Genomic DNA, 10,420 nt, shown 5'->3' on the forward strand with positions numbered 1-10,420 from the left:
CTGGTCAACATGTACGGCATCACCGAAACCACGGTGCATGTGACCTACCGGCCGCTTACGGCGGCGGATGCGGAAAAGGCCGGGCCGAGTCCGATCGGGCAGCGGATACCGGACCTGCGCATCTACCTGCTGGATGGGTACGGGCAGCCGGTGCCGCAGGGTGCGGCCGGCGAGCTGTATGTGGGCGGTGCCGGRGTGGCGCGTGGTTACCTGAACCGGGATGGCCTGACGGCCGAACGTTTCCTGGTCGATCCGTTCAGTGACGAGCCGGGCGCGCGGATGTACCGGACCGGCGACCTGGGACGTTATCTGGCGGACGGCAGCATCGCATTTCTTGGTCGCAACGATCAACAGGTCAAGCTGCGTGGTTTCCGTATCGAGCTCGGTGAAATTGAAGCGAAGCTGCTGGAGCAGGATGGCGTGCGTGAAGCGGTGGTGATCGCACGCGAGGACCGGGCGGGTGACAAGCGGCTGGTCGCCTAACCTGACGGCGGATGCGCCGCTCGATACTGAAGCGCTACGTGTCAGTTTGCAAGCGGCGCTGCCCGGTTACATGGTGCCGGCGGCGTATGTGCAGCTGGAGGCGTTGCCGCTGACACCGAATGGCAAGCTCGACCGCCAGGCGCTGCCGGCGCCGGACGGCGATGCCTATGCGGTCCGTGCGTACGAGGCACCGGTCGGCGAAGTCGAAACCACGCTGGCGGCGATCTGGGCCGAGGTGCTGGGCGTCCAACAGGTTGGAAGGCATGACCACTTCTTCGAGCTGGGCGGGCATTCGCTGCTGGCGGTGACGCTGATCGAGCGCATGCGCCAGCAGAGCATGCACGTCGACGTGCGCACGCTGTTCGCCACCCCGACCGTCGCCGCNGTCGGCGAAGTCGAAACCACGCTGGCGGCGATCTGGGCCGAGGTGCTGGGCGTTCAACAGGTTGGAAGGCATGACCACTTCTTCGAGCTGGGCGGGCATTCGCTGCTGGCGGTGACGCTGATCGAGCGCATGCGCCAGCAGAGCATGCACGTCGACGTGCGCACGCTGTTCGCCACCCCGACCGTCGCCGCTCTGGCGCAGGCCGTCAGCCCGAACAGCGATCTGGTATCGATCGCCCCGAATGGCATACCTGCCGCCTGTGAGGAAATCCATCCCGACATGCTACCCCTGGTGAGCCTGACAGAGGCGGAGCTCCGACGCGTGACCGATAGCGTACCCGGCGGTGCTTCCAACGTGCAGGACATTTATCCGCTGGCGCCGCTGCAGGAAGGCATCCTGTTCCACCACCTGATGGCGGGCCGCCGTGACGTCTATGTGGCACCTACCCTGTATCGCTTCGCCACGCGGCAACGACTCGACCAGTTCATGGATGCGCTGCAAGCGGTGGTCGCCCGGCACGACATCCTGCGCACTGCAGTTGTCTGGGAGGGATTGCCGGAACCAGTACAGGTCGTCTGGCGCAAGGCGCCACTGGTGATTGAAGAGATTGTCATCGACCCGACGGCAGACGATGCCGCCGAATACCTGAATGCAGTCTCGTCGCAGGATCATTACCGGCTGGACGTGCGCCGGGCGCCTCTGATGCGTTCCTTCATCGCGCCCGACATGGACAGTGGCGGTTGGCTGATGCTGCACTATTTTCACCATCTCGTGATTGACCATACGACGCTGGAAGCAATCCAGCGCGAGATCCAGGCCTACCTGCTGGGCGAGGAGGACAGCCTGCCGGCACCGCTTCCGTTCCGCAACTTCGTTGCGCAGGCGCGTCTCGGTGTGGATCGCGAAGAACATAAGGCGTTTTTCAGCCGCATGCTGAGCGATGTCGTCGAGCCGACGACACCCTACGGCCTGGTGGATGTCCAGGGAGATGGGTCCGGTATCGACGAGGCCGAGTACGAGCTCGAATCCGAACTGTCAAACGCATTGCATGACTGCGCGCGCAGCCTCGGCGTGAGCGTCGCAAGCCTGTTTCATCAGGCCTGGGCGGCAGTACTCGCCAGGCTCAGCGGCAGCGACGATGTAGTGTTTGGCACCGTGCTGTTCGGACGCATGCAGGGCGGCGAGGGTGCCGACCGCGTGCTGGGCTTGTTCATGAACACGCTCCCGGTCCGGATCAAGCTCGACGAAGAAAACGTACAGACAGCCGTACACCGTACCCACGCCTTGCTTGCCGAACTACTGCGCTACGAGCATGCTCCTTTGACGCTTGCCCAACGTTGCAGCGGTGTGGAGGCACCGACCCCCTTGTTCAGCGCCTTGCTGAATTACCGTCATACCCTGGAACGATCGGCGAGCCAAGATCGGCAGGCCTGGGAGGGCATAGAATTTCTTGGCGGACAGGACAGGACCAATTATCCGCTGACATTCCACGTGGACGATACTGGCAAGGGGTTTGGCTTGAAGGCGCAAGTGCCGCAGTCCGTCGATCCGAACCGGGTGTGCGCATACATGAAGACCGCTCTTGCGGGCCTGGTGCAGGCATTGCAAAGCGCATCGGGCGCATCCTGGCTCGACATCGACGTGTTGCCGGAGCAGGAACGCCGGGCCTTGCTGAATGACTGGAACAGCACCGCATGCATGTACGAGGCCGATCAATGCATGCACACTCTCTTCTCGCGTCAGGCAGCAGCTACGCCTGACGCGATTGCGCTGGTGCAAGGCGGCATCACCCTAAGCTACAGCGAGCTCAATGCCGCTGCAAACCGTCTGGCGCACCGTCTGAGCAAGCGCGGCGTAAGGGCCGAAGCGCGCGTGGCGTTGTGCATGGAACGCAGCACCGACATGGTGGTCGCCATTCTGGCGATTCTGAAAGCAGGCGGCGCCTATGTTCCAATGGACCCCGCTTATCCGCCGGAACGCCTGTCTTACATGCTGCAGGACAGTGCCCCCGTCCTGGTCCTCACCTGCGGCGCGCTGCCGGAAGAGGCGCTCTGGAGCCTGGCTGCAAGCGCCGTTCCCTCGCTCGACCTGGAACTGGACTCTCCCGAATGGGCGAATGAAACGGCCACCGATCCCGACCAGTCGTCCGTCGCAGTGACGGCCGGAAGTACTGCTTATGTGATCTATACCTCTGGTTCGACCGGGCAGCCGAAGGGAGTGATGGTCGAACACCGTGGTATCTGCAACCTGGTGGTGGCACAGGCGGAAGGCTTTGCTGTCGATAGCGAAAGCCGCGTATTGCAGTTCGCATCGCCGAGTTTCGATGCCTGCGTCTCCGAGATTGCGGTGACGCTTTGCACCGGAGCCACCCTCCATATCGCCGATCCTGGTGTGGTCCTGGCCGGACAAACCTTGAGCGAACTGATCGATTTTCATGGGATTACCCATGTCACCCTGCCGCCGGCGGTGCTGGCGGCCATGCCGGACGATGCGACACTGAGCACGGTGAGCACGCTGGTCGTCGCCGGCGATGCGGCAAGCGCGGCGTTGGTCAAGCGCTGGGCATCTGGGCGTCGCATGGTAAATGCCTATGGCCCGACCGAAACTACGGTCTGCGCGGCAATGCATCTTTGCGATGCTGCGGAGGACGCCGCGCCGCCGATTGGCCGCCCAATCCGCAATACCCGTATCTACCTGCTGGACGCTAAGGGCCAGCCGGTTCCGGTTGGTGTTGCTGGTGAAATCCATGTCGGTGGTGTCCAGGTCGCGCGCGGCTACCTGAACCGCCCACAACTGAGTGCTGAACGTTTCCTGCCCGATCCCTTTGCCGGCGATCCGGAGGCAAGGATGTACCGGACCGGCGACCTTGGGCGCTATCGGGCGGATGGCTGCATCGAGTTTCTCGGTCGTAGCGACTTCCAGGTCAAGCTGCGTGGATTCCGCATCGAGCCGGGCGAGATCGAGGCACGGCTTGCACAGCATCCGGACGTACAGCAGGCGGTAGTGCTTTGTCGCGAAGACGAGCCCGGCGACCGGCGCCTGGTTGCCTACGTCGTTCCGCAGCCATTGCAACGCATCGAACTGTGGCCGTCAATCGCCGAGTACTTCGTCTACGACGACCTGCTTTATTTCGCGATGACCAACGACGAGCGCCGCAACCGAAGCTACAAGCTGGCGATCGGCCGGGCGGTCAGAGACAAGGTGGTGGTGGAAATCGGTACCGGCAAGGACGCCATCCTCGCACGCTTCTGTGCGGAGGCGGGAGCGCGCAAGGTGTACGCGATAGAGTTGCTCGAGGAAAGCTACCGGAAGGCGAAGGCCTGCATCGAACAACTGGGGCTGAGCGAACGGATCATCCTGATCCATGGCGACGCGACCAAGGTCGAACTGCCCGAACTGGCCGATGTCTGCGTCTCCGAGATCGTCGGATCCATCGGCGGCTGCGAAGGTGCGGGCGTGCTGATCAACAACGCCTGGCGCTTCATGAAAGAAGACGGCGTGATGATCCCCGAGCGAACGATGACGCGGATTGCAGCCGTCACCTTGCCTGACGAATTTCTTGCCGATCCCCACTTTTCTGATACAGGTGCCCAGTACATCGAGAAGATCTTTGAGCACCGAGGCTACAAGTTCGATTTCCGCCTGTGCCTGAGCGGCGTAACCCGGCAAAACCTAATTTCCAACGTCGGCACGCTGGAAGACCTCGATCACACGGTTCAAACCGATCCGGCGTTCAGGCGCGAGGAACGTTTCACGATCACGCGCGACGCCCGGATCGACGGCTTTCTCGTCTGGCTCAACCTGTACACCGCGCACGACGAAGTGATCGATATCATCGATCATCGTTACTGCTGGTTGCCGGTGTACTTTCCCGTTTTCTATCCGGGAATCGATGTCACCAGTGGCGATACGATCCGGGTGGACATCGTCAGCAAGCTGTGCGACAACGGCATCAACCCGGACTACCACTTGTCGGGCGAACTGATCCGTCAGAACGGCGAAGTGTTTCCTTTCGTTTACAGTTCGCATCACTACCGCGAGGAGTACCGACATACTCCGTTCTACGATTTTCTGTTTGGTCGCGATCCGCAAAGAGGCGGACGGCAGGAGGAAGTGCTCCTCACTAGCGAAGAACTCAGCGAGCACTTAAAGCGGTCGCTTCCGGACTACATGGTGCCGGCGGCCTACGTCATTGTGGACGCGCTGCCGGTGAATGCAAACGGCAAGCTCGATCGCAAGGCCTTACCTGCGCCCGGTGCGGACGCGTTCGCGTCCGCCGGCTATGCCGCGCCCGAAGGTTTGGTCGAAGAGACCCTGGCCGCGATCTGGGCCGATGTGCTGAAACTGGAGAGCGTGGGACGGCACGACCATTTCTTTGCCATGGGCGGAGATTCATTGCTGGTCATGCGCGTGGTATCCCAGTTACGCGAAACCCTGGGCATCGAGCTCAGCGTGACCCAGTTGTTTGAATATCCGGTTTTGTCCGACCTCGCGCGCACCCTGGAGGGAGCGCGGCGCAGCGTGCTACCGGCCATCGAGCCGGTGGACCGGTCGCAAGCGCTGGTGCTTTCGTTCGCTCAGCAACGCCTTTGGTTTCTGGCACAGATGGAAAGGGCAAGCCAGGCCTATCACATTCCGATCGGCCTGCGCTTGCAAGGAACGCTCGACGTGGCAGCCCTGCGCAAGGCGCTGGATCGGGTGGTGGCGCGCCACGAAACTTTACGCACGACCTTCGGGCTGGTTGACGGCGCGCCAGTGCAGCATATCGCTTCGCCGGACGCCAGCTTCCGGATAGTCGAAGAAGACTTGCGCGGACAGTCTGCAACAGACAGCACCTTGCTGGCGTTGATCGAAACGGAGGCGAGCGCACCCTTCGATCTTGCATCTGGCCCGTTGGTGCGCGGCCGTCTGATTTGTCTCGCGGCCGATGAGCATGTGCTGTTGATCACCATGCATCACATTGTTTCGGACGGCTGGTCGATGGGCGTGCTGACCAGAGAGATGAGCAGCCTGTACCGTGCATTTGTCGAAGGAGCGGACGACGGATTGCCGCCGCTGACCGTACAGTACGCCGACTATGCGGCGTGGCAGCGGCGCTGGCTTAGCGGCGACGTGCTTCAGGCGCAAAGCGATTACTGGCGGCGTACGCTTGCCGGCGCTCCCACGCTGCTGGACATTCCCTCTGATCGCCCACGCCCCGCACAGCAGGACTACGCCGGTTCCTTTGTCACGCTGGAACTCGACCCCGAACTGTCTCAAGGTCTGGACCGCTTGAGCAAGCGACATGGCGCGACGCTGTTCATGACGTTGCTCGGCGCATGGGCGATCCTTTTATCCCGCATGTCTGGTCAGCAGGACCTGATGATCGGAACACCGATCGCCAACCGTACTCGTACCGAGGTCGAGCCGCTGATCGGCTTCTTCGTCAACACACTAGCGCTGCGCATGGACCTGTCCGGCTCGCCGTCGGTGAAAGAGATGCTCGCGCGCGTCAAGGCCCGGGCGCTGGAGGCTCAGCAGAACCAGGACCTGCCGTTCGAACAGGTGGTGGAGATCGCCAATCCGCCGCGCAGCATGGCGCATAATCCATTGTTCCAGTCGCTCTTCACCTGGCGCAATAACGATGAAGACGAGCTCGATATTCCCGGCTTGACGCTTTCCCAGGTCGGCTCGGTGCACGACGTAGCGCAGTTCGACCTGATGCTCAATCTCGGTGAAAACAACGGCCGCATCGTAGGTGGGATTGAGTTCGCAAGCGCGCTGTTCGATCAAGTCACGGTTGAACGCTACGTACGCTATCTGCACAACATCCTGCTCGAGATGGTGCGGGACGAACACCAGCAGGTCGACCGCATTTCGCTGCTGGACGAAATGGAACAACGGCGTATGCTGGTCGAGTGGAACGCCACGTATGAAGCCTATCCGTTGGAAAAGTGCGTGCATGAACTGTTCGAGGAACAGGCCGTGGAAACACCGGGGGCCGTGGCGCTTGCCAGCGAAGGCCGGGAAGTCGGCTACGCCACGCTCAATGGAGAGGCCAATCGTCTCGCGCGCCACTTGATGAAGCTTGGCGTCGGCCCCGAGGCGCGCGTCGCGATATGTATGGAACGCGGCATCGACATGGTGGTCGGCTTGCTCGCCGTGCTCAAGGCTGGCGGTGCCTACGTGCCGTTAGATCCTGCCTATCCGGCCGAACGTCTGGGTTTCATGGTGAGAGACAGTGCGCCGATCGCGGTGCTGACGCACGATCGCGTCTCCGCACAGGCATTTGCGTCGATCAGGGCGGCACTGGGAGAATCCGACGCGGCCATTATCGACCTCGAAGCCGATCGCCGGCGCTGGTCCAGGCAGCCAGACAGCAATCCGGGAGCGCGCGAACACGGACTGAACGCAGAGAACCTAGCCTACGTGATCTACACCTCGGGTTCGACCGGTTTGCCCAAGGGCGTGATGATCAAACATTCGGGCCTCACCAACTACCTGTGCTGGGCGCGGCTGGCTTATTGCCCCGACCACGGGGCGATCGTATCATCGTCTCTCTCGTTCGATGCGACGATCACCAGCCTGCTTACCCCACTGGTTCACGGAAGCACCGTCCACCTACTAGCCGAGAACAAAGAACTCGATCAACTCGAACAACGGGTGCGCGACCCGCGCGGCTGCGGGCTGGTAAAGATCACCCCGGCGCACCTCGATGCACTCGGCCAGCGCGTGGCCGAGGCGAACGCGACAACTTATGTCGACTTGTTCGTGATTGGCGGCGAAGCCTTGGCACCGGCCACAGTCGCCATGTGGCAGCGGCTCCAGCCTGGCGTGCGCATGGTCAATGAATACGGGCCGACGGAAACCGTGGTGGGCTGTATTGTCCATGAGATTACCGGCGACGAAACAGGCGCGACGGTGCCCATTGGGCGGCCGATCGGCAATACCCGGATCTATTTGCTCGATGCGCAGCATCAGCTGGTCCCGACTGGCGTCATCGGCGAGATTTTCATCGCAGGCGAAGGCGTCGCGCGCGGTTACCTGAACCGACCGGAGTTGACAAATGAACGCTTCATTGCCGATCCATTCGCCGACGATTCTGAGGCTCGGATGTACCGGACCGGTGACCTGGCGCGTTATCGGCCGGACGGTACCATCGAGTACCTCGGACGCAACGACTTCCAGGTCAAGGTACGTGGTTTCCGGATCGAACTAGGTGAGATCGAGGCGCGCTTGCTGGAGCACCCGGCGGTGCGCGAGGCGGCGGTCATTCTGCGCGAGGACAGGACCGGCGACAAGCAACTCGTTGCCTATTGTGTCTGCCGCGAAGGAAACGATGCTGACATCGAGAGCCTGCGTGCCCACTTGCGTGCCGGGCTTCCGGAATTTATGGTGCCCGCAGCCTGCATCTGGCTCGACAGCCTGCCCCTGACGCCGAACGGGAAACTGGACCGGGCAGCTTTGCCAGCGCCGGATCGGTCAGGGCGGCCGGGCGATGCCTACGTCGCCCCGGTCGGCAGTGTAGAAAATGAGCTGGCGCAAATCTGGGCCGAGGTGCTGGCGATCGGACAGGTCGGCCGTTACGATGACTTCTTCGAACTTGGCGGCCACTCCCTGCTGGCGGTCAAGGTCGTCTCCCGTATCGTGCGTAGGTTCTCCACAGATGTCGGGGTGACCGACCTGTTTAACCATCCGGTACTTGCCGATCTCGCCGAGGTGGTTCAAGGAGCGGCCGTTGGTGCCATTCCTGCGGTGGAACCGGTGGGTCGGAACCGGCCCTTACCGCTCTCGTTTGCCCAGCAAAGGCTTTGGTTCCTCGCCCAGCTGGAGGGCAGCAGCAGCGCACATCACATTCCGATGGGTTTGCGGTTGCGCGGGAAACTGGACATCGATGCGCTTCGTCTGGCGCTTGATGGCATCGTCGCGCGTCATGAGATTCTGCGGACGCGCTTCGCCATGGTGGACGACGAGCCGGTCCAGCAGATTGCCAAAGACGGCAGCTTCCTCCTGAAGGAATATGACCTTGAGACCGTCGCGGATGTCGCGGCGAGCCTTGAGCGACTGATCGAGGAGGAGGCCACTGCCGAGTTCGACCTGATATCGGGACCGTTGATACGTGGACGACTGATCCGCATCTGCGACGACGAGCACGTTCTGGTGGTCACCATGCATCACATTGTCTCGGACGGCTGGTCGCAGGGCGTGTTGGTCAATGAATTCAGCGCGCTGTACAGAGCCTTTTTCCTTGGTGATGGAAGTAGCCTGCCGACGCTGTCTGTCCAGTACGCGGACTTTGCGGTATGGCAGCGGCATTGGGTCTCCGGAGAGATTTTGCAGGCACAGGCCGAGTACTGGCGCAAGACGCTGGCCGACGCGCCCGTATTGCTAGAACTGCCCACGGACCATGCCCGGCCGCCGCTGCAGGATGGACGCGGCGCAGTGGTCGAACTAATGCTGGATGAATCGCTTTCTCAAGGTCTCAAGGCACTCTGCCGGCGTCACGGCACGACGCTGTTCATGACACTCCTGTCCGGCTGGATAACCGTGCTTTCACGGCTCGCCGGCCAGGATAAAGTGGTGGTGGGCACGCCGCTCGCCAACCGCGCGCGTCCTGAGCTTGAACCGCTGATTGGTTTCTTCCTGAACAACCTGGCGCTGCGCGTGGACCTGTCCGGACAGCCGACGGTCGCAGAGTTGCTGCAGCGGGTGAAGCAACAGGCGCTGGAAGCGCAGCAGCACCAGGACCTGCCGTTCGAGCAGGTGGTCGAGATCGTCAACCCGCCGCGCAGCACCGCCCACAGCCCGGTGTACCAGGTGTCGTTCACCTGGCAGAGCACGGAGGAAGGCAAGCTCGACCTGCCGGGACTGGAAGTGTCTCCGGTGGGCGTGCCGTTCGTGACGGCCAGGTGAACAGATCGNGTGGACCTGTCCGGACAGCCGACGGTCGCAGAGTTGCTGCAGCGGGTGAAGCAACAGGCGCTGGAAGCGCAGCAGCACCAGGACCTGCCGTTCGAGCAGGTGGTCGAGATCGTCAACCCGCCGCGCAGCACCGCGCACAGCCCGGTGTACCAGGTGTCGTTCACCTGGCAGAGCACGGAGGAAGGCAAGCTCGACCTGCCGGGACTGGAAGTGTCTCCGGTGGGCGTGCCGTTCGTGACGGCCAAGCACGATTTGTCGCTGTATCTGGGCGAGGTCGGCGACCACATCGGCGGTGGAATCGTTTATGCGGCGTCGCTGTTCGAACGCAGCACGATAGAACGGTACTGTGGCTACCTAAGGCAGGTGTTGCAGGCGATGGTGGAAGACGACAGCCGAAGCATCGCCACGCTGCCGCTGCTGGACGCCAGCGAGCGGCAGCGTCTGCTGGTCGAGTGGAATGCGACGCAAGCTGCGTATCCGGAGGGTTCCTGCATCCACGAACTGATCGAGGCAAGGGCAGTCGCGTCGCCGCAAGCAGTAGCACTGAAGCATGAAGGTGCCGAAGTCAGTTATGCCGAACTCAATGCCCGGGCCAACCGGCTGGCGCGCCAGTTGCGCAAGCTTGGCGTGGTGCCCGATGCGCGGGTGGCG

At 62.3% G+C, this 10,420-nt stretch carries 2 protein-coding genes and 1 pseudogene; all 3 read left to right on the forward strand.

Annotated features, from left to right (window positions below; genetic code table 11):
• Positions 1 to 867: pseudogene (locus ASE07_RS30935) on the forward strand (AMP-binding protein); the annotation flags it as partial.
• A 31-nt stretch (positions 868 to 898) separates the two neighbouring features.
• On the forward strand, positions 899 to 9,760 hold the full coding sequence (locus tag ASE07_RS29525) for a non-ribosomal peptide synthetase (RefSeq protein WP_268793461.1): 8,862 nt from the start codon (positions 899 to 901) through the stop codon (positions 9,758 to 9,760).
• Between the two features lie 9 nt (positions 9,761 to 9,769).
• Positions 9,770 to 10,420: condensation domain-containing protein (locus ASE07_RS30940; RefSeq protein ID WP_057293119.1), on the forward strand; the 651-nt coding region annotated here is incomplete at its 3' end.

The organism is Noviherbaspirillum sp. Root189, assembly GCF_001428545.1.
In the GTDB taxonomy this organism is placed as follows: domain Bacteria; phylum Pseudomonadota; class Gammaproteobacteria; order Burkholderiales; family Burkholderiaceae_D; genus Noviherbaspirillum.